Source organism: Shewanella waksmanii, from assembly GCF_043643685.1.
GTDB lineage: Bacteria > Pseudomonadota > Gammaproteobacteria > Enterobacterales > Shewanellaceae > Shewanella > Shewanella waksmanii_A.
Map to the genome: position 1 here is coordinate 207738 of NZ_JBHZSN010000001.1, position 20435 is coordinate 228172.

General features: G+C 43.6%; 19 protein-coding genes and 1 other annotated feature. Of the genes, 9 read left to right on the plus strand and 10 right to left on the minus strand.

Annotation, left to right across the window (positions count from 1 at the left end; genetic code table 11):
* Window positions 1–45: 45 nt before the first annotated feature.
* Complete coding sequence (locus ACHUFW_RS00985) at window positions 46–1098, plus strand: FAD-binding oxidoreductase (protein WP_394200117.1); 1053 nt, start codon at window positions 46–48, stop codon at window positions 1096–1098.
* A 73-nt stretch (window positions 1099–1171) separates the two neighbouring features.
* Window positions 1172–1507 carry a hypothetical protein gene (locus ACHUFW_RS00990; RefSeq protein ID WP_394200119.1) on the plus strand — a complete coding sequence of 112 codons (336 nt, stop codon included), beginning with the start codon at window positions 1172–1174 and terminating at the stop codon, window positions 1505–1507.
* A 142-nt stretch (window positions 1508–1649) separates the two neighbouring features.
* On the opposite strand, the gene ACHUFW_RS00995 is transcribed toward ACHUFW_RS00990, so the two are convergent.
* Window positions 1650–3629 carry a chorismate mutase gene (locus ACHUFW_RS00995; protein WP_394200121.1) on the minus strand — a complete coding sequence of 660 codons (1980 nt, stop codon included), beginning with the start codon at window positions 3627–3629 and terminating at the stop codon, window positions 1650–1652.
* Between the two features lie 38 nt (window positions 3630–3667).
* Window positions 3668–3784, minus strand: a sequence feature (Phe leader region).
* Between the two features lie 753 nt (window positions 3785–4537).
* Window positions 4538–4891 (minus strand): ribosome hibernation-promoting factor, HPF/YfiA family, encoded by a 354-nt coding sequence (gene hpf / locus ACHUFW_RS01000; RefSeq protein ID WP_394200123.1) that lies wholly within the window; start codon window positions 4889–4891, stop codon window positions 4538–4540.
* Between the two features lie 343 nt (window positions 4892–5234).
* Between hpf and ACHUFW_RS01005 the strand changes: the two genes are divergently transcribed.
* Complete coding sequence (locus ACHUFW_RS01005; protein ID WP_394200125.1) at window positions 5235–5927, plus strand: cytochrome b/b6 domain-containing protein; 693 nt, start codon at window positions 5235–5237, stop codon at window positions 5925–5927.
* A gap of 65 nt (window positions 5928–5992) precedes the next feature.
* Here the strand turns inward: ACHUFW_RS01005 and ACHUFW_RS01010 are convergent, their stop codons facing one another.
* Window positions 5993–6442, minus strand: coding sequence for a c-type cytochrome (locus ACHUFW_RS01010; RefSeq protein WP_394200476.1), 450 nt, complete (start codon window positions 6440–6442; stop codon window positions 5993–5995).
* A gap of 340 nt (window positions 6443–6782) precedes the next feature.
* Between ACHUFW_RS01010 and trpR the strand changes: the two genes are divergently transcribed.
* Window positions 6783–7058: a trp operon repressor gene (gene trpR / locus ACHUFW_RS01015; RefSeq protein ID WP_394200127.1), complete on the plus strand. Its 276-nt coding sequence runs from the start codon at window positions 6783–6785 to the stop codon at window positions 7056–7058.
* A gap of 10 nt (window positions 7059–7068) precedes the next feature.
* On the opposite strand, the gene ACHUFW_RS01020 is transcribed toward trpR, so the two are convergent.
* Window positions 7069–7449: a hypothetical protein gene (locus ACHUFW_RS01020; protein ID WP_394200129.1), complete on the minus strand. Its 381-nt coding sequence runs from the start codon at window positions 7447–7449 to the stop codon at window positions 7069–7071.
* A 155-nt stretch (window positions 7450–7604) separates the two neighbouring features.
* Window positions 7605–8219: a peptidylprolyl isomerase gene (slyD, locus tag ACHUFW_RS01025; protein ID WP_394200131.1), complete on the minus strand. Its 615-nt coding sequence runs from the start codon at window positions 8217–8219 to the stop codon at window positions 7605–7607.
* A gap of 712 nt (window positions 8220–8931) precedes the next feature.
* On the opposite strand from slyD, the gene thrA reads away from it, so the two are divergent.
* The 4 genes from thrA to ACHUFW_RS01045 all read left to right on the plus strand — a co-directional run bounded on the left by thrA (window position 8932) and on the right by ACHUFW_RS01045 (window position 14209).
* Window positions 8932–11400, plus strand: a complete 2469-nt coding sequence (thrA, locus tag ACHUFW_RS01030; protein WP_394200132.1) for a bifunctional aspartate kinase/homoserine dehydrogenase I — start codon at window positions 8932–8934, stop codon at window positions 11398–11400.
* Window positions 11397–12329: a homoserine kinase gene (gene thrB / locus ACHUFW_RS01035; protein WP_394200134.1), complete on the plus strand. Its 933-nt coding sequence runs from the start codon at window positions 11397–11399 to the stop codon at window positions 12327–12329. The genes thrA and thrB overlap by 4 nt, the downstream gene beginning before the upstream one ends.
* A 36-nt stretch (window positions 12330–12365) precedes the next feature.
* On the plus strand, window positions 12366–13649 hold the full coding sequence (gene thrC / locus ACHUFW_RS01040; RefSeq protein ID WP_394200136.1) for a threonine synthase: 1284 nt from the start codon (window positions 12366–12368) through the stop codon (window positions 13647–13649).
* 254 nt (window positions 13650–13903) lie between these two features.
* Window positions 13904–14209 carry a hypothetical protein gene (locus ACHUFW_RS01045; protein WP_394200137.1) on the plus strand — a complete coding sequence of 102 codons (306 nt, stop codon included), beginning with the start codon at window positions 13904–13906 and terminating at the stop codon, window positions 14207–14209.
* 2 nt (window positions 14210–14211) lie between these two features.
* On the opposite strand, the gene nfo is transcribed toward ACHUFW_RS01045, so the two are convergent.
* A complete protein-coding gene (gene nfo / locus ACHUFW_RS01050; protein ID WP_394200138.1) occupies window positions 14212–15069 on the minus strand; it encodes a deoxyribonuclease IV in 858 nt (285 codons plus the stop codon).
* 261 nt (window positions 15070–15330) lie between these two features.
* On the opposite strand from nfo, the gene ACHUFW_RS01055 reads away from it, so the two are divergent.
* Window positions 15331–15873 carry a hemerythrin domain-containing protein gene (locus ACHUFW_RS01055; protein ID WP_394200139.1) on the plus strand — a complete coding sequence of 181 codons (543 nt, stop codon included), beginning with the start codon at window positions 15331–15333 and terminating at the stop codon, window positions 15871–15873.
* Between the two features lie 69 nt (window positions 15874–15942).
* Here the strand turns inward: ACHUFW_RS01055 and ACHUFW_RS01060 are convergent, their stop codons facing one another.
* The 4 genes from ACHUFW_RS01060 to ACHUFW_RS01075 form a co-directional block, all read right to left on the minus strand.
* Window positions 15943–16131, minus strand: coding sequence for a DUF3545 family protein (locus tag ACHUFW_RS01060; protein ID WP_394200140.1), 189 nt, complete (start codon window positions 16129–16131; stop codon window positions 15943–15945).
* 227 nt (window positions 16132–16358) lie between these two features.
* Window positions 16359–17996, minus strand: a complete 1638-nt coding sequence (pgi, locus tag ACHUFW_RS01065) for a glucose-6-phosphate isomerase (RefSeq protein WP_394200141.1) — start codon at window positions 17994–17996, stop codon at window positions 16359–16361.
* A gap of 12 nt (window positions 17997–18008) precedes the next feature.
* On the minus strand, window positions 18009–18965 hold the full coding sequence (tal, locus tag ACHUFW_RS01070) for a transaldolase (RefSeq protein WP_394200142.1): 957 nt from the start codon (window positions 18963–18965) through the stop codon (window positions 18009–18011).
* A gap of 264 nt (window positions 18966–19229) precedes the next feature.
* The gene (locus tag ACHUFW_RS01075; RefSeq protein WP_394200143.1) at window positions 19230–20324 is read right to left on the minus strand and encodes an OmpA family protein; all 1095 of its coding nucleotides are present in this window, start codon (window positions 20322–20324) and stop codon (window positions 19230–19232) included.
* Between the last annotated feature and the right edge of the window lie 111 nt (window positions 20325–20435).

Here is a 20435-nt window from a genome sequence, read left to right on the forward strand (position 1 = left end):
CTGTTCTGGTGGGCGTTTTTTTCTTTTACCTGAAGGGCATAGGTTATGAATAGCCAGTTGTTGAATTCTGCTACATGGCAGCATGGTGAGGTAAGGCTTGTCTGTGTTGAGCGTTGGCATGAAACCCATGATGTGATTAGTTACCGTTTTCAAGCTGAACAACCGGTAAAATTTCAGTTTAAGCCAGGTCAATTTATTACCTTGTTGCTTGACATTAATGGTGAGCGTGTTGGCAGAAGCTATACTATTTCTTCTTCACCGTCTCGACCCTATTCTATTGTATTAACGATTAAAACTATCTCAGACGGTTTAGTGTCTAACTATTTGGCTGATCACTTACAGGTAGGCCATCGGATACTGGCAACCGGACCTGATGGTGTATTCAATTTGGTTGACATTGAGACTGAAAAATACCTGTTTTTGAGTGCTGGTAGCGGTATTACGCCTATGTATTCCATGTGCCGTTGGCTTGAAGATACTCAAAAAGGCAGTGATATAGCCTTTCTTCACAGTGCTAAATCACCAAGAGATTTGATTTTTCATGCTGATCTAAAGCAGTTTGATAACGTTAATGAACATTTTAATTTAGCTTATTCACTGGAAGAGGGTGAGCTGCAAGATGGTACCGCTGTCGTTGAAGGTCGATTTAGTGTTGAATGGTTAGCGAATCAAGTCGCTGATTATCAATCTAGAACCATTTTTGTATGTGGGCCTGCGCCGTATATGCAAGCGGTAAAAAGTGCACTTATTGAAGCGGGTTTCGATATGGAGCGCTATTACCAAGAGAGCTTTGGTGGTGAACCCACTTCGACGGTTAACCAAGCAGCCGAGCAGGAAGCTAAACCGTTTATGCTACACATTAGCGATAAAAAGGTGGATCTAAGTGCGGAACAAAGCTTGTTAGAGGGCATTGAAAAGTTGGGGCTACCTATCATTGCTGCTTGCCGCGCTGGGGTTTGCGGTGCGTGCAAGTGTAAAGTTGTTAAAGGGGAGGTTGAGTCCAGCAGTCAAATGGCATTAACCCCCGAAGAAATTGAGCAAGGTTTTGTTTTAGCATGCTCAACACAACTACGCTCTGATGCATTAGTTGAACTTTAATATTTGCGCATTGCCAAGGTTGGCAGTATGGTTAAAGTAGAGATTAACCTCTTTTCTTTAATGGAGCGCTGCAATGCTTACGACTTCTTCAGGTAATGCGGTAATAAATGATTTAAGCCTTGGCCATTTGCTCTATGGCTTAATGGCGGCGTTTCCGGTGCTGTTTTTACCGCCGTTAGTCAGTTTGATGATTAACTATTGTCAAAAGCCTAGCTTAGTTGGTGAAATTTTATATAGTCATATCCGCTGGCAGCGTTGGTCTATCGTCGCAACTCTGGCGATGTTAGCCGTGAGCTATATCTTGCCTTTAGTGTGGTTGAGTTATGGATTGGCAAGTTTGGCATTGCTTTGGTACTGTCACCGCCTTGTCAAAGGCTGGTTAGTGCTGATTGAAGGTAAGCGGATATAACGCTACCAAAGAGCGTTGCTGACATGGCCGTATAACCATATAGCCCTATGACTAAAAAACATACCGCAAAATAACGCGTATGAAGTTTGTAAAAAAGGAGCCGAAATGGCTCCTTTTTTATGGGGTGTTATACCGATTGGTATTAATCTTTGCTATATAGCGAAGTTAACGTTTGTGCACTTTGATGTAGGCATTGCTCTAGTGTGCCGTCTGTTTCTGTCAGGTTTAACATGATGCCGTCAGCTTGCAGCTGTTTGGCAGCCTTGGCCACAGCAGGCACCTGTTCTTGATTGGTGGCGTAGCATGGATTGACAATAACCGGTAAATGACTGAGCGCTTTAATACTCACCAGTGCTGAAAGATCCAATGCGGGCATCGCATCGTCGTTAAAGGTACGTACCCCAGATTCACACAGAATTAATTGCTGATTTCCTTGGGACAAAATGAGATCTGCAGCATTGAGGAATGCGTCGCTGCTGGCCATGGTGTTGCGCTCTAGGATAATGGGCATATGCAGTGAACCGACTTGCTTGAGTAATGATTTATTACCCATTAATTTACCTGTCAGCATGACGATGGCAGCAAACTCAGTAGCAAGCTTTAACTCACTTTCATGTTCAATTGCGATGATTGTTTCCAGCCCGAACTGGTCTAGTCCACGCTTTAAACTGGCGAGATTCCGTGTGACATCACTTTGGCGGCTAATACCTTCAACAACGACGGCTTGAAAGCCCGCTTCTTTAATCTGTTTAGCTTGTTGACTATATAGCTCTGGTGATTGCGGCAAGGTTAAGTGGGCAATAGCACCAAATTGCTGTTCCCCAATTTGTAATTGACCACTGACGATTTGGGTCGCCGTTTGTTTGTACGCTTTACTATAACGCGCTTGCTCTGAAACCTTAGAGACTGTTTTAACCTGCTGCTCTCGGCTGGTATTAGGCTCTATCATTAATTGGCTATTACTTAACTGGGTTGGGTCTACCGTCTCACATGGGTAGCAGCCAAGCACTTTAATAAAGCGAGTAATGCGCTCTAACTCTTTTAATGCTGATTGCATCGCTTCACTGGCTAAATTGGCTTCAAGATCCAGATAAAACATCTCTTCCCATGGCGTACCAGGGATTGGACGCGATTCCAGTTTACTCATATTTAGATCATGGGCTTTAAGTACCAGCAGCGCTTCTACCAAGGCGCCCGGTTTTTGTCCCGTAGCCATAATCAGAGTGGTTTTTGCCAATAGCTGTTCGGGTACTGCAATAGATTTACGCGCCACAACAATAAAGCGGCTTTGGTTGATTTTTTGATTGGCAAGCTCTTTGGCTACCGCCTCTAGCTGGTACAGTGCGCCGCCTTCTGCGCTGCCAATTGCGGCTACGTTACCACTGTCAGCCTGCATCACTTTATCCATAGCCTCAGCACTACTAGAGCAATACTCGAGTTTGAGGTTAGGGTATTGAGTTAAGAAGCGCGAACATTGACTTATAGGTTGGGGGTGAGCGTAGACCGTGGTGATGTCAGCCAGGCGTGCGCCAGGTTTAGCGAGTAGGCAATGGCCCACTTCGATGGTGGTCTCGCCAATAATGGCTAAACTAGTGTGCTGTAGTACATCGTAAACCTCGTTGATAGAACCTGACGAGGTGTTCTCAATCGGTAAGAATCCATAATCAGCATGTCCAGACTCAACCGCATGGACAATTTCATCAAAGCTGCTGCAACCTAGGTCTTGCATGTTGATTTGACGGCGGTCGCAGTAGCGGTTGGCGGCTAAATAAGAATAAGAACCTCTAGCGCCTAGGTAAGCGATGCAATATTGCTGTTTCTTATGATCTGGATTGGCTCGGCTTTGTAGGTAGGCTTGCTGATTGAGAACAGAATCTTCAATGATGCTTTGATACAGTGAAAGGACATAGTGGGCATCAAGTCCTTGTTCACGGCCTTGTTTAACTAGGCGAGCAAGTAGTTCTTTTTCACGTTGTGTGTCACGAATCGGTCGAACATCGACTTCTTTACTTTTTGCGACGTGAATACTTAGGTCTCGCCTTTTTGCTAGCAGCGCAAGCAGCTCATTATCTAATGCGGTGATCTGGTCCCGAGTGTGGCTCAAGGGTTGTGCTTTGCTCATACTGGCCTCTACTACAATTCTTTAATGGTTCGCTAAATACTAAAAAGCCTCCCGTAGGGGAGGCTTGGAATTTTCACTTTCGTTTTTACACCGAAAATCCGCCTCCCTAAAAGGGGGGAATAAAAAAGAAAGTAAAAAGAAATGAAATTAACATTTTCATCCATTCAAATTAAATTGCTGGCTGCTGGGTGTCAATGAAAAATTATGCAGATGAAGAATAATTCCTGTTTCATTATGTATTCTGGCGTTGAGAAGACAATTTTTGCCGATATCATAGAAAAAGCGCACCAAGTTGGTGCGCTTATGGATGTTGTGACAAGCTAATAAGCATTAACTTGTGAATCAGACTTTATCCCTCAACTGAATGGCTGGCACTGCTCGCGGCAGGTATTAGCCTCTCTAAATAAGGGTAGGTGATTAAGCTAGTTCACTAGCGGTTATCCCTTTAGCACTGTTTGTGTTGGGCGTGATGTTTCACCTACCACGTAAACCGAACAAGTAACATGGATAATAAATCGTAAATACCTCGCAAAATCTATGGCTTGATTGTAATGAGCAGTATTGACCGTTCGCAATCGAAGCAAAGTGGCTAGGTGGTGATGGGCTACTTAGTAGCAAATATCCCTATGTGTTGGTATCTACACTCTTTAGGGCTTTAAAAATCACCATACGATACAAGCTGATACTAGTAAAACCTCTGTGTATTGCGCCTCTGTTGTTATGGTGCTTGCGGACTGTTTGGGCTTTTAAGCGGCCTAACCGTTGCTTGCACGCTGTTTTAAGTATAGAACAGATTGTTAAAAGTGGCTGCGGTAATCCAAGCTGATATTGCGGTTTACGCGGTGTCTAAGCAAGTTTGCTTTTAGACCAGATGGTTCAACTTGGTACCGCAGTCGCATTAAAGCGTATTAGGCCGCGTACTCCTCTTCTTCAAGGTCAGTGTCGATGCGCTCTTCTTGAAGCACTGGTGTTATATGGCGTTGTGCTTCGGGTTTGTGGACAACTCGATTTAATTGCTTTTCGAGTTTTTGTCCCATTGAATTGATTGCCGCATAAAGATCTTTATCTCTTGCTTGAGCAAACAGCTTATTACTTGGAATACCAACTGAAGCTTCAATCATGAACTGCTGCTTCTCTTGTACAATAATCACATGTGGATTTATCAGTTGAACGTCGCGACGGCTTAGTTTACGAAGGCGGCTCTCGATACGTTCACGAATAGGAGTGGTGACTTCAAGATCTTTACTGGTAATCTTTATCATATGTCGTACCTTTTGTTGTTTCCTTGAGTTCAGACTACCAATTCCCCAATGTTATTTTGTGATCTAGATCATGATTTAGTTGTCCATAATAAACGACAGCAATTTATTTGATCATCTAGACAATTTTGGCAAAAGACACTGTAAAAAGTCTTGAATTGAGCAGGTAATAGCTTCATATTTGAATGAATAACTGCAGTATCACTTCCGTACAAACCAAGTTAAATTCCCTTTACATTGTAAGTTAGCGTGTTATTCAAACCCTAAGTCTCAGGTTTACATTGCACCTGTGATTTGCTTGAAATATCATCGAAGACCGTAGCCCATATTCGATGTGAGAAATAGCGTGCAACCATCATCTAAGTCAACTCAACTTCCAATCAAAACTAAAGTGTGGGATATCCCAACCCGCGTGTTCCATTGGGGCATGTTATGTTTACTTGCCGCGCTTTATTGGACTGCGTCAGAGGGAGAAATGGAGTGGCACCAGATCTGTGCTTACGGCTTGATGGTGTTGTTAGCTTTTCGCATTATTTGGGGAATTATTGGTAGCGAAACTGCGCAGTTTAAACACTTTGTCCATTCTCCCAAAGTTGTTTTCAATTATGCCAAGCAAGTTAAAAATAAACAGGCGCCTATTGCCGTAGGACATAATCCACTTGGTGGATATATGGTGGTGGCGTTAATCACATTAGTGTGTTTGCAGCTGATCAGCGGCTTGTTTGCTACCGATGATATTTTTACCGAAGGGCCACTATATGCCTCGGTATCGTCAGAAGTTAGTAGCTGGTTGACATGGCTACATAAAAAGAATTTTGACCTAATATTGGTATTAAGCGCTGTCCATGTATTAGCGGTCATCGTGCATCGGTTTAAAGGGGAGAAGTTGGTAGCAGCGATGGTTACCGGTTACAAGCAACTTGATCGCCATGTGGAGTTATCGTTTAGAAGTCTTGTTATTGCAATTATTGTGTTTGTGACTTTGGCAATACCGATTACAACTTGGCTTATTCTACCGGTTTGGCAGCAATTAATTTAATTAAAAAGGGCGTTCATTATGAACGCCCTTTTTATTGCTACCGAGACCGATTAAGGTTAATAGGCTTAGTCTTTTTTGTAGGCGTCATGACAGCCTTTACAGCTTTTGCCAGTATTGCCAAATGCTTGTTTGATCGCTCTTTTATCATCAGATTGTGCTACTACAGCAAGCTTTGCAGCATTTTCTTGGAAGGTTTTCATTTTTTCGTCAAAATCGGCTTTGTTAGACCAAATTTTTGCAAGTGCTTCGGTGTTGCCTTTATCTGAACCCGCGATGAAGCCTTCGGCAGGAATCACACTTAATGCAGCGACGTTGGTTGCACGGCTAGCAAACACTTCAGCATCAAAAGGTTTTTTACCTTTGAGCATAGCTCCCATATCGCCAAAGTTATAGGCAATAAGGCTGAAAGCAGATTGACGGTAGTCGATAGCGTCTTCAGGCTCTTTAAAGTTGTGGGCTTGAACGGCTGCGGCAAATATCGACGCACCTGCTGCTGTGATAAGGGCTAGTTTCATCTGCTTTTTCATCTGATTACTCTCACGATTTTTATGGTTATGTGATGTTGCTCCGATATTCTATGCGCAAATATCTGATCGACTCCATAGCTTTTTTACGATTTACTTGGTAAATCCCTATCGATTTCGTAGATATATCTTTCTAGGTAGGGTGTAAGCCGCGAAAACATAGGCTTTTGATAAAATGTTTTGGCGCTAAGCCTAGCTAAATACTTGGTAACAAATTGCGTCTGAGGGACAAAAAGCGATAGTGGTGGTGGCAATTTGTTATCTGCGGCATATTAAAGTCCCATTAAACTTGGTAGACTCGCTGTCATGATGTAATAGTACGAGAATATATATGCGAGCAGAGTGGGAGCAAGTGGTTGAAAAAGTTGAACAGCAGCAACAGCGTGAATCGCTGCAAGAGCTATTCGAACTACTACTTACCGAAGATGAGCGCAGTGCAGTAGCTGGACGACTGAAAGTATTTCAGCTTTTATTGCAAGGCGAATTAAGCCAGCGACAAATTGCCGCACAATATCAAGTGAGTATTGCTACTATTACCCGCTGCTCAAACTATCTCAAGCATATGACGCCTGAGCAGCGTCAGAGTATTCAAGCTTTAATTTTGTAATGCCCAGTTGCTACATGATGTTATTTTCTGCCGGTATTTTATGTTGTCGATAACTGATCCGACGTAACAAGATATAAAAAGAGTAGGTCAGTAGACAGATCCCTAAAATGGGGCCCGCACCTTGTGGGTAGAACCTAAATAGCAAAAAAGCAGTACACAGATAAATAAACGGCAGTAAATCGTAGAGAGACTCAGGCAAGCCACGGGATTTACGTTTGCGAACAGGGTCAGTACGGCGGTTTTTGGAGCGCAAATTATATACACGTGCACCCATCATAAAAATCACCAAAGCCGCGATAACGGCAAAGGTATTTTCTAACACTAACATGCTGGAGCCGCCTAGGGTTAGGTAGCTGTATGGCAGCACTTCATAAATTGATTTAGCGATCATCCCTGTATCCTTCAATTCCTTTTACTGCATTTGGTCGATCTTCTAAGTATAAAACAAAAAAACCGATAAGCTGGATTAATGGGCTTATCGGTTTAGACGGATATCTTATAATGGCTGGCTAATTTTTATACAGCGAGCATTAAGACGTGTTGGTATTAGTGCTTACAACCACAGCCGCCGTTGCCATCACAACCCTCTTTAGCGGGCTGGTCACTGTTATCGCTGCAACATCCACCTTCGTGATCGTGACCTTCGCCACCACAGCAGCCGCCTTCATGACTGTGTTCATGGCCACCACAGCTACCATGGGCATGAATATGACCATGTGCAATCTCTTCTTCCGTAGCAGCTCTTACTTCTAACACCTCAACGTTAAAGGTTAATGCTTGACCTGCTAATGGGTGATTACCATCAACGGTGACAGTATCGTCGTTTACTTGAGTTACTTGAACTGGACGTTGGCCCATTTCAGTTTCTGCAATAAAACGCATGCCAGGAACGATATCTTCGATATCACCAAAAGCACTTAATGGCACTTCTTGCTTTAAGCCATCATGGTATGGACCATATGCCTGCTCTGAATCGACATTAACTTCTAATTTATCACCAGCGACTTTACCTTCTAGTGCAGCCTCAAGACCTGGAATCATGTTCTCAGCGCCATGAAGATATAGCATAGGTTCAGCGTCAAACGAGCTTTCAATAAGCTCACCTTGAGCGTTTGTTAAGCGATAATGAATGCTAACTGCAGTATGTTGAGTGATTTTCATAATGACTCCAAATCTGAATGTGGCGGCATTCTAGCCTGCTTTTATCTGCTTGGCGATGATTTGCTACCGCATTTGCGAGCAAAATAGCACTATTTGTCGGTTTTATTTGATATCGATTTAATAGATTCGCTGCAGAGAACACTGTTTCCTGAATATATTTTCATATTTTTTGATTGTTTATTTATCTTGCGAATGTGGTCATAGCTGATGAAAACTCGTGGTTTTAAGCCATTAGCATCATAACGCCGCTGAGCAATGCTTCTGCTTCGTTTTTGATGGGTAATTGTGTTGGTGTGAATTTATTGTTAGTTAAAACAGCAGCTAATAAAGCTTTTCTCTTTTTACGTTAACGTAACTTTGTAGTTATACAAGTCTGAAGGTAGGCTTTTTGTTATGGTAACTTGTGTCCACTGCTGCACAGTTGATGATTTTGATGTTAACCAAGCAAAACCTTATATTTTTAAAATCAGGGGGTTGACAGTCGGGTATAAAAAAAGCAATTCTGTAGTCAGATTAGCAACCCAAAGTTGGATGTCGAAGAATTTATATGTTTAGCCTTAATCTTGTAATTACCACCATTATTACAACCACCACGATTACACACGTGGGGGCGGGCTAGGCATACTCAAAATTATTTTGAATTAAACAGCCCGCTCCCTTACCAAGGAGCGGGCTTTTTCGTTTCTAAGGGCGTGTGGTACAAGGAGAAATTATGAAAGTCATGAAGTTTGGTGGTACCTCGTTAGCCAATTGGGAGCGTTTTAGCTCCGCCGCGGATATCGTGGCTAACAGTGCGCAGAATGAACAGGTCGCGGTGGTATTATCTGCGCCTGCCACAGTCACTAATGGACTACTTGAGATGGTTGATACCGCAACCCAAGGTGGTGACTTTCTTGCCGTGTTAAACCGCGTTGAGCAAGTATTTCAACAGTTGTTTAGCGACGCCATTGAGGCCAAGTTAACCAATGACCAAGCACAGGCGTTAAAACAAGCGCTTAGCGAACAACTGGCGTTTTGGGGCAGTAAGCTTCAAGGCATCGCGCTGCTTGGGGAGTGTCCCGATTATGTGCGCGCTGAAATTGTCGTTGGTGGTGAACGTTTGTCAGCGGCCTTAATGGTGGAACTGATGCGCGCAGGCTCAATTGCTAGCGACAAATGGACGCCACAGGAATTATTTGTTGCCCACGGTGATGTGTTAGAGGCGATGGTGGACATTGAACTTAGCCGTCAGCGTTTTGCAAATCAAGATTTAAGTAAGCAGCAAGTTTGGGTTATGCCTGGTTTTACCGCCGGTGATGCAGATGGCCGCACCGTGATTTTAGGTCGTAATGGTTCTGACTATTCAGCAGCTGTGCTATCTGCATGTGTGGATGCTGATTGCTGTGAGATATGGACCGACGTCGATGGTGTTTATAACACAGATCCTCGTGTTGTGAATGATGCAAAACTATTATCTCAGTTAAGTTATCAAGAGGCGATGGAGTTATCTTACTTTGGCGCTAAAGTTCTTCATCCGAAAACCATTGCTCCTATCGCGCAGTACCATATACCTTGTTATATCCGCAACAGCTTTAATCCCAGTGCTGTGGGGACTTTGGTTTCAAATCAAGATGATAAAACTGGCCTAAACGTTAAAGCGATATCCAATTTAGACGATCAAACCATGTTCGACATCGCCGGTCCCGGTATGAAAGGGATGGTTGGTATGGCGAGCAGAACATTGGGCGCCATTTCCCGTGCAGGTGTCTCAGTGAGCCTTATTACGCAAAGCTCGTCCGAGTACAGCATTAGTTTCTGTGTTGCCACAGCTGATGCGGCAAAAGTGCGGCAAGCATTGGAGTTTGAGTTTGAGCTAGAGCTTAAAAGTGACGTGCTAGAAGCCATAGAGATGCGCCACAACCTTGCAATTGTATCGCTCATTGGTGACGGCATGCGCACTCATAAAGGTGTTGCCGGGAAATTCTTCCAAGCGCTGGCTCAAGCTAGTGTCAACATTGTTGCCATCGCGCAGGGATCTTCAGAGCGCTCAATTTCTGCAGTGATAGAGCTACCTAAGACAAAGCATGCGATTGCTGCTTGCCACCAACAGTTTTTTGATGTGCAGCATTACCTCGATGTGTTTTTAGTGGGCAGCGGCAATGTAGGCGCTGGCTTGCTGGCACAAATCAAACAGCAGGAGGAGATGCTCAAGGAGCAACATATCACTATGCGAGTTTGTGGTATCGCCAACTCTCGTCACATGTTGCTTGATGCCCAAGGTATCGATTTAAGCCAATGGTCTGTTTTACTGGCAGATTGTCAAACCCCCTGTGATTTACCTAAGATGCTTGAGTGGGCAAAAGAACAGCAGCTACTCAATCCAGTGTTAGTGGACTGTACTTCGAGTGAATACGTCTCGGATCAGTACGTGGCGGTGATGAAAGCTGGCCTGCACGTCGTTACGCCGAACAAAAAAGCCAATACTCGCGATTTGGAATACTACCAGTCATTACGTCAAACCGCGCTTGCACAGCGCAGACAGTTCTTATATGAAACCACTGTTGGTGCAGGGTTACCGGTTATTGATAACTTGAAAAAACTGTTGTTTGCCGGTGATAAACTGATCAAATTTAATGGCATTTTATCAGGTTCGCTATCTTATATTTTTGGTATGCTCGATGAAGGCATGACTTTGTCACAAGCGACTGCCATAGCCAGAGAAAAATGCTTTACTGAACCGGATCCACGTGATGATTTAAGTGGTATGGATGTGGCGCGAAAAGTGCTTATCCTTGCCCGTGAAGTGGGCATCAATATCGAACTTGAAGATGTTGAAGTCGAGTCAGTTTTGCCTGACGCGTTTGATGCCAGTGGCGATGTTGAGCAGTTTATGACCAATTTATCTCAGGTTGATGGTCAAATTGCCGATTGGGTGCAAAGTGCCCGAGAGAAAGGCAAAGTATTACGTTATGTTGGTCAAATTGATGAGCAAGGCTGCCGAGTAAAAATTGCTGAAGTAGACAGCAATGATCCGCTTTATAGTGTTAAGGGCGGCGAAAATGCGTTGGCTTTTTATAGCCGTTATTACCAGCCGATTCCATTTGTATTACGTGGCTACGGGGCGGGTACAGAAGTGACTGCCGCCGGTGCATTTGCAGATATATTAAGAACATTAAATTGGACAAGGGAGATGGGCGCATGAGTGTGACGGTATATGCACCAGCGTCAATGGGTAATGTCGGTGTTGGCTTCGATTTATTAGGGGCTGCATTGGCGCCAATTGATGGTCAATTGCTGGGTGATAAAGTTACCGTGTCGGCAGCAGAGCAGGGGATTGAGTTAACTGCATCTGGTCGCTGGGCGGATAAGCTTCCACAAGCGGCGCAGGACAATATTGTTTATCAATGTGCGGAGTTCTTTTTATCGGCGCTATCAAGTCAGCAAGGTTTAACATTACATTTAGAGAAAAACCTGCCGGTAGGTAGTGGCCTGGGCTCGAGTGCTAGTTCTGTTGTTGCTGCGCTGTACGCATTAAATGAATTCTTTGATAGACCTTATGATCAACAAGCCTTGTTGAAGTTAATGGGGGATTTTGAAGGCAAAATTAGCGGCTCTATTCATTATGACAACGTTGCCCCTTGCTATCTAGGTGGCATGCAGCTGATGTTGGATGCGCCAGGGCAAATATGTGATGCGATTCCTCACTTCAAACAGTGGTATTGGGTAGTGGCTTATCCGGGGATATCTTTATCAACTGCAAAAATGCGTGCTTTATTGCCGGCGCAATATGACAAAGCGGTGACCATTGATTTTGGTCGTTATTTAAGTGCGTTTGTTCATGCCGCTTATCAAGGCAATAGTGAGTTGGCTTTGAACGTGCTTAAAGATGTACTCGCTGAACCCTATCGCGCTGATGGTATTCCCGGCTATGGCGATGCGCGGGCGGCATTAAAAGAGTTGGGGATGTTAACCACAGGAATTTCGGGTAGTGGACCGACGCTGTTTTCGGTAACGGATAACCTAGAAATTGCCCAGCAAGCGCAAGCTTGGTTAGCGCAACATTATTTAGTTAATGAGCAAGGCTTCTCTCACATTTGTAAGTTAGATGAGCAGGGAACTCGCCGCTGTTAACCGGCGGTTTCAATTAAAGATTTTTAAGGCACTATGATGGAACTATATAACCTAAAACACCCCGAGCAAGTGGTCAGTTTTTCTCAAGCAGTTAGACTGGGTCTTGGTAAAGATCGCGGCTTATTCTTCCCCAAAAATATCCCTCAACTTGAGCATGTTGAGGAATTACTGGCTTTACCTTTTGTTGCTAGAAGTAAGAAGATTCTAGGAGCTTGGCTCGCTGATGAGTTAGGTCAAGACGTGGTTGATTCGCTCGTGGACAACGCATTTAACTTCGAACTGCCACTGGTGGAGGCCGATGACAACCGCAGCTGTTTAGAGCTGTTTCATGGCCCGACGTTGGCGTTTAAAGACTTTGGTGCCCGATTTATGGCGCAATGCCTAAACCAATTGGCTACTAATAGCAAAATTACTATTTTAACTGCTACCTCTGGTGATACTGGTGCTGCCGTCGCTGATGCATTCTATGGGCTAGATAAAGTTCAAGTTGTCGTTTTATATCCCCACGGCAAAATTAGCCTGTTACAGGAGAAGATGTTTACTACGTTGGGAGATAATATTCATACCGTGGCAGTAAGCGCTGATTTCGACGCCTGCCAAGATATGGTTAAACAAGCTTTTGAAGATAGCGACATTAGGGATGGCCTGCATTTAAACTCAGCGAACTCAATCAACATTAGTCGCTTGCTCGCGCAAGTATGCTATTACTTTGAAGCGGTTGCGCAGTTTAAAGCAAAACATCAGCAGGATCCGATTATCTCGGTGCCGAGCGGCAATTTTGGTAACTTAACAGCTGGACTGTTCGCCAAGGCGATGGGACTGCCAGTTAAGCGATTTGTTGCAGCTACCAACAGTAATGATACGGTGCCGCGTTATTTAGATAATGGAGATTGGTTACCTCATGCGACTGTCGCGACCATGTCGAATGCGATGGATGTTTCAGAGCCGAGCAATTGGCCTCGAGTTGAAGCAATCGTGCAGCACATGGGTTGGTCTTTAAGTGATATCAGTGGGGTAGCTCTCAATGAAGATGATACTAGCGCTGCCTTGCAGCAGTTAGACCAATTGGGCTACCTCAGTGAGCCGCATGCGGCGATTGCGGCTCAGGCATTATCTTTTGTTATGGAAAGTGACGATAAAGGTATCTTCTTAGGTACGGCGCATCCGGCTAAGTTCAAAGATGTCGTTGATGTACAGCTGAAAAAAGATATCCCATTACCACCGGAACTTGAGGCAGTGAAAGATAAGCCAATATTATCAGTGCAATTGCCCGCTGATTTTACTCAGTTAAAAGCGCATTTATTTACTACACTGAGCTAATTAGCATTGGTTTAAAAAGAGTCCTTAGGGGCTCTTTTTTGTTTGTATCGACAATGTTAATTGCGGTAAATGCATGTCTGTTTTTTATTGTACTTGTTACTTGATGTGCTGCTATGGTGAACAATAACCCCTAATGCAATGCCATGTTCATTATTGTTACCATCTGTATCGTCACCTGTCTATTTAGTGTGATCAAGATCACCTAAATTTGAAGCGATTTCTATTATCTTTCGCAGCGGTCTTTTTCTGGAGTAATGTTTGCTGTGTTAAAAGTGTTTTGGCTAGTCGCAATTGCGATACTGATGACGGCTTGCAGTAGTGTTGAAGAGCAGCAATTTTATCATCGTATCAATGATGCCTATGACTTTGAAGTCACCCACTGTGATAGTTTCGCAATGGCTTCAGGTGTTGGTAGCGGTGAGCATGCCCTACAGGAAGCACAAGAAAAAGCTCGCCGCTACGGTGAAGAAATAGGTGGTACGCATATTGTTTGGCTGCAAACCGACGAGCTAGAAGACAGTGTTAAAGTGATTGCTGTTGTGTATAAATGTCTGCAGTAAATCTATGATTTATTGGCAATAGAACGCAGCCAGTTTATCTCTTGTGGCCAGATTTCTGGTTCAATTGTCTCAAGGATAAGCGGAATACCTCTCACCTGAGGTAAGCTCATAATGAATTCAAAGCCATCTTTACCGATATGCCCAGCGCCTAACGAGTGATGGCGGTCCACACGGGAACCTAGCGGTGTTTTACTGTCGTTGAGGTGCATGGCTTTTAAATATTGATAGCCTACTACGGTTTCGAACTCTGCAAAGCTGGCTTTGGCTGCCTCAAAACTGGTTAGATCATACCCGGCAGCGAACATATGGCAGGTATCGATGCAAACCCCAACGCGAGACTTATCTTCAACTTTATCGATAATCTGCGCTAGCTGCTCAAAACTATGTCCAAGATTCGAGCCTTGCCCTGCGGTGTTTTCTATCACTGCACACACATTACTGGTGCTATCGAGGGCCATGTTGATAGACTCGCTTATCTTGCCAAGGCATTCATCGACACTGATCTTTCTAAGGTGGCTACCTGGGTGAAAGTTCAATAGCGTCAGCCCTAGTTGTTCACACCTTTGCATTTCATCGATAAACGCACCTCTTGAACGCTGCAGTTGTTCAGTATCTGGGTGACCGAGGTTAATCAGGTAGCTATCGTGAGGCAATATACTATTTGCTGCAAACCCGGCTTGTTGACAGTTTAATTTAAAGGCATCGATTTGCTCCCTGCTAAGCGGAGCTGCCTGCCAGCGGCGTTGATTCTTGGTAAATAGCGCAAAAGCACTGGCGTTGATCTTTTTTGCATTGAGCGGGGCGTTGGCGACACCGCCAGCAGCACTGACATGCGCCCCAACGAGTAGTGGCAAGGCCATAGGTTTCCTAATTATTATTGAGGCTCAGCAGAGCAAGTAAGCGGCATTTTGCCTTAAAGGGGTTATAGCATCAAGTGGGCACTAGTAGTGAGTTTCTCGCGTCCTAGTTTGTTTCAAATTTGTGATAAACAGCTATTTTAATTTGACTTATTATTGATCTTAGTCAGGAATCAGCAGGCTTCGCTTAAGCTAGTATTGGGTAATAATTCAGCAACAACCTATAATTATGCTTATAGGCTGCTGTACCAAATGGAGACGCTCATGCTTACTCGATTGAAAAAAGACCATCAGCATATAGCAATACTATTGCAGATTTTGGCCGATAAACATCAGAGGTTAATGACTGGGGAGGTAGTTAACTTCAATTTAATCCGTGACATTATTGAATACATGCAAAGTTATGCGGAGCACAGTCATCACCCTTTAGAGGATGTGATCTATAAGTATCATGCGCAAGCTTACCCAGATGAAGTGCAGACCGAAGCCTTGTTACAGGAGCATGAGAAACTCAATGACTCTTCAGCGGCAATTATGTCTACTCTAAATTTAATCCTCGCTGACGTCCCGGTCCAAAAAGAGCAGCTATGTGATGATCTCGCAGCCTACTTTAGTTTACAAGGCGCCCATCTGCGGTTTGAAGAGAAGCATGTGTTTCCGTTGTGGAAAAAGAATATGCAACAGGAAGACTGGGACAATATAGAAGCACAATGTGCTGCAAAATTAATGATAGATCCCTTGTTCAGTGATGATGACAATCAGGTTTTTGAAGAGTTAAGGGAGTATATTTCAAAAGCTAGTGACTAGCTTGAAGATAGGTTTTAATTGTAGGTAAAATAAAAATAGCGCCACAGGGCGCTATTTGTTTATCTTGTATTACATCAATAGATTATCGAGTTCACAATCAAAGCTATTATCGATATCTTGCAGTTCCTTTAGCAAGCGGTGCTTTTCTTTCAGAGCTTCAATTTCACGCCATTTGCGCTTCTTGTTGGAGCTTCTGGTTCGACTTGGTCTTTCAACGACGGTGTCTTCTAACGCACTACCATAATCTAGACGATTCATGGCAACCTCCTATTGTTGTATTTTTTGTCATCAATTAAATACCACACTTTCATTTTATGGTGCAAGAAAAATGTTTCAAACATGTTAAATATGGGTGAAATATTTATGATGGGATAGTCTGATAATACCCCCGAATGCATGGGATGATTTACCATCAACTAAGTTATGTGTGCTGTAAAAATAAAAAAAGCCAGAATAAACTGGCTTTTTTAAATCGAATTTAGTGACTAAATCTTTTGCTGACGAAACTTGTTGATGAGTCCATTACTCGATGAATCAAGTGCTTCGCTGTCGGTATCGGCCTGTAAACGTGCTAACACATCGTTTCCTAAGGTTTTACCTAGCTCAACGCCCCATTGATCAAATGAGTTGATATCCCATATTGCACCTTGTACAAAAGTGCGGTGTTCATAAAGGGCAATCAACGAGCCTAATGTCGCAGGCGTGAGTTTATCCATCAGCAAGGTGTTGCTTGGTTTGTTGCCTTCCATCACCTTATGTTTAGCAATGAGGGCTTTTTGAGTGTCATCTAAGTCACTATTGGCCAGTTCAGCCATGGCTTCATCAAAGGTTCTGCCTTGCATCAAAGCTTGGGTTTGTCCAAAACAGTTAGATGCAAGTTGCACATGGTGCTCACCTAACGGATTGTGACTTTGAAGCGGCATGATGAAATCTGCTGGGATCAAAGCAGTACCTTGGTGCAATAGCTGGTGGTAAGCATGCTGACCATTGGTGCCTTCACCGCCCCAAATAACTGGGCCTGTATTGTGGTCTACTTGGTCTCCATCTAAGGTAACTGACTTACCATTACTTTCCATATCAAGCTGCTGGAAGTAAGCTGGCAACCCTCTAAGATAATGATCATAGGTAAGCACGACATGGGATTGTGCGTTATGGAAATTACCGTAGAGCACAGAGAGTAATCCCATAATCACTGGCATATTATCTTCTAGGGCGGCAGTTTCAAAATGGTCATCCATGGCTTTAGCGCCGTCTAAAAGGGCACTAAAGTTGTCCATACCGACAAGTAATGCGATGGGCAGGCCAATCGCAGACCATAATGAATAACGGCCACCAACCCAATCCCACATTGGGAAGATGTTGTCTGCATCCATACCAAAATCAGTGGCTTTGGTGACATTAGACGTTACTGCTACAAAATGCTTGGCGATGTCACTTTGTGTTGCACCACTTTGCAAAAACCAATCTTTTGCGCTCAAGGTGTTGGTCAATGTTTCTTGAGTCCCAAAAGACTTAGAAGACATGACAAACAAGGTGGTTTCAGGATCAACCAATTTGAGCTTCTCGGTGATAGAAGTGGCATCGACATTAGCAACAAAGTGGCAGGTTAAATTAGGGTTCCAGTATGGGCGCAATGCTTGGGTAACAATTTTAGGGCCAAGAAAGGAGCCACCTATCCCGATACTGACAATATCGGTAATGGGTTTGCCGGTATAACCCTTCCACTCACCGCTGGTGACTGAATCAACAAACTTGGCAATTTTTTGCTGGGTGCGTTTAACCTCTGGCACGATATCAACACCATCAACAAAAACTTGCTGATCAGCTGTTGCTCGCAGAGCGGTATGAAGTACGGCGCGTTGCTCAGTATTGTTAATGATTTTGCCACTGAACATTGCTGCAATCTTGTCGCTTAAATGGGTTTGCTTAGCGAGTGAGAACAGTAGATCAAGTGTGGTTTTATCAGCTCTATTCTTTGAGTAGTCAAGAAACAGCTCACAAGCACTTAGTGACATTTTGTCAAAACGAGCTGGATCATCAGCAAACAGCTGCCGCATATGCGGTAACTGACTTGTTTGCTGTTTTAATTGCTGCCAAACATCCATTTCAGTTAATCGTGTCATTTCCTGCGACTCCTAGCCTTCAAGTTGTGCTTTTAACATGTCTTCTAGTTTGCCTTGGTCTATCGCAAAGTTACGAATACCTTCAGCTAATTTCTCTACTGCCATCGCGTCTTGGTTAAACTCCCAACGGAAAGCTTGTTCTGTTAAAGGGGCTTCAGCTGCAATCGTTTCGTTAGCTGCAACAAGCTTTTGCACTACAGGTGCAGAGGAGTTAGCCATCTCTTCAAGTAAAGCTGGGCCGATGGTTAGACGGTCACAACCTGCAAGTTCAATGATCTCTCCGGTATTGCGGAAACTTGCCCCCATAACAACGGTATTAAAACCATGTTGCTTGTAGTAGTTGTAGATGTTTGTCACTGACACAACGCCAGGATCTTCACTTGCGCTGTAGTCTTTACCGGTATCTTTTTTATACCAATCTAAGATACGGCCAACAAAGGGTGAAATTAAGTAAACCCCAGCTTCTGCACAGGCGCGAGCTTGGGCGAATGAAAATAGTAAAGTAAGGTTACAGTTGATACCTTGTTGCTCAAGCTCTTTTGCAGCGCAAATGCCTTCCCATGTCGAGGCGAGTTTAATTAAAATGCGCGACTTATCGATTCCGGCTTCTTGGTAAAGCTTGATGAGCTTGTGGGCTTTTTCAATTGAGCCTGCTTTATCAAAAGATAAACGTGCATCGACTTCAGTCGAGATGCGACCTGGAACAATTTTTAAGATCTCTAAACCAATATTCACCGCCAACTTATCACCGGCATCTTCAATTTGCTGTGCAATATCGTCACTTTGAGATTTTGCCCAGGCAATGGCATTGTCGATCAGGTGTGAATATTCAGGAATTTGAGCTGCTTTAAGGATTAATGACGGGTTAGTTGTTGCGTCTTCTGGTTGATAACGCTTGATGGCTTCAATGTCTCCGGTATCGGCGACAATCGTAGTGAGGGTTTTAAGTTGCTCGAGAGTATTAGCCATGAAAATTACATCCTTCTTAAGAAGCAGCTGAAGTTGTGTTGTTTACTAACGGGTATTAGAAGCGATTTTGCCGATATTTCCAACCATATTTGAAAAAAAATTACAGTAAAGTTGTAAAATATCAGTAAAAGAGGCTTTTTTTCCTGAAAACAACGCTTGATTGCATCAATTTTGTACCAAGAGTATAGCGCTCACTTATCATTGGTAAAGTGAAAAAAAACGCTGCCGAAGGCAGCGTTTTGATTTTTGTGTGTTAAGCATAGATTATTTAATCAAAGCCTCTTTGCGAACGCCGGTCACATGAGCTTCAATTCGGCGGTTAGCCTTGTTAGCTTCAGCACTGCGGCCTTTAATCACTGGCTTAGTGATGCCATATCCTTTGGCGGTAACACGACTAGCGTCAACTCCATAAGTATCAATTAAGATCGCCGCAACAGCTTTGGCTCTGCGCTCTGACAATGCCATATTGTAATCTGGCTTACCGACATCAGATGCATGACCTGAAATCAATACCGTCGCACGGGGATGTTTTTCCATATAATTAGCCAATTTCTTAATACGCTCGTAAGAAACTTGTTTGACTGTGGCGGAGTCATTATCGAATAAGATTGAACCTACATCTCGTTGTTCAGTGACTTCTTTATAGATGGTGCAACCGTTTGAATCGACTTTATGATTGGCTGGCGTATCAGGGCATTTATCGAGACTGTCTTCAACACCATCATTATCAGAATCTACTGGTGCTGCAGCAGCCACTACTTCTGGCGCTGAACTACCAAAGCGATAACTAAGTTCTAACCCCCAGTAGTTACTTTGCATCTCTAAGGTATTCCACTTGTTTTCATCGAGGTTTTCATAGCGGCGGTATTTGGCGGCAAGCTTGATATTGTCAGTAATATTGTAACCAACGCCAGCACCAATATAAGGAGCTACTCCACTGTCGCTGTAATATTCGCTGCCCCATTGACGGTTATTTGAGATGGTATAATTCATTGCGCCGGCTTCCGCTGAAATACTCCAACGATCTCTAAACGGCCAGATACCAACCACACCAAGGGTCATACCTTTGGCACCCACATCATTAAGTTTGTTGCCGTAATCGACCCATTCAGCTCGGCCTAGATCCCGATAACCTAATTCAATACCAAAGTTTTCACTAAACAGATAGCCACCAAACAGATCCCAAGCATAAGGATCATCTGTGCCACAACTTTTCATGGTTTTTTGGTCACAGTTTGGCTCGTAGTTATTAATACCTACGCCGCCACCGACGTACCATGGGCTAAGTTCTTGAGTTGCATTCGCAGCTAGTGGGAGCATTGAAGTTAACAAAATTGCTTTCAATGTTGTGTTCATCATTTCCAAATCCTTTATATGTTTGTCTTCCCCGATGCTGTTTTTCCAACTTAGATAAAACATGCCAGCTCTTTGAGGGGGATCCTTTGTTTTTGTCGCCAGCTCTAATATTAT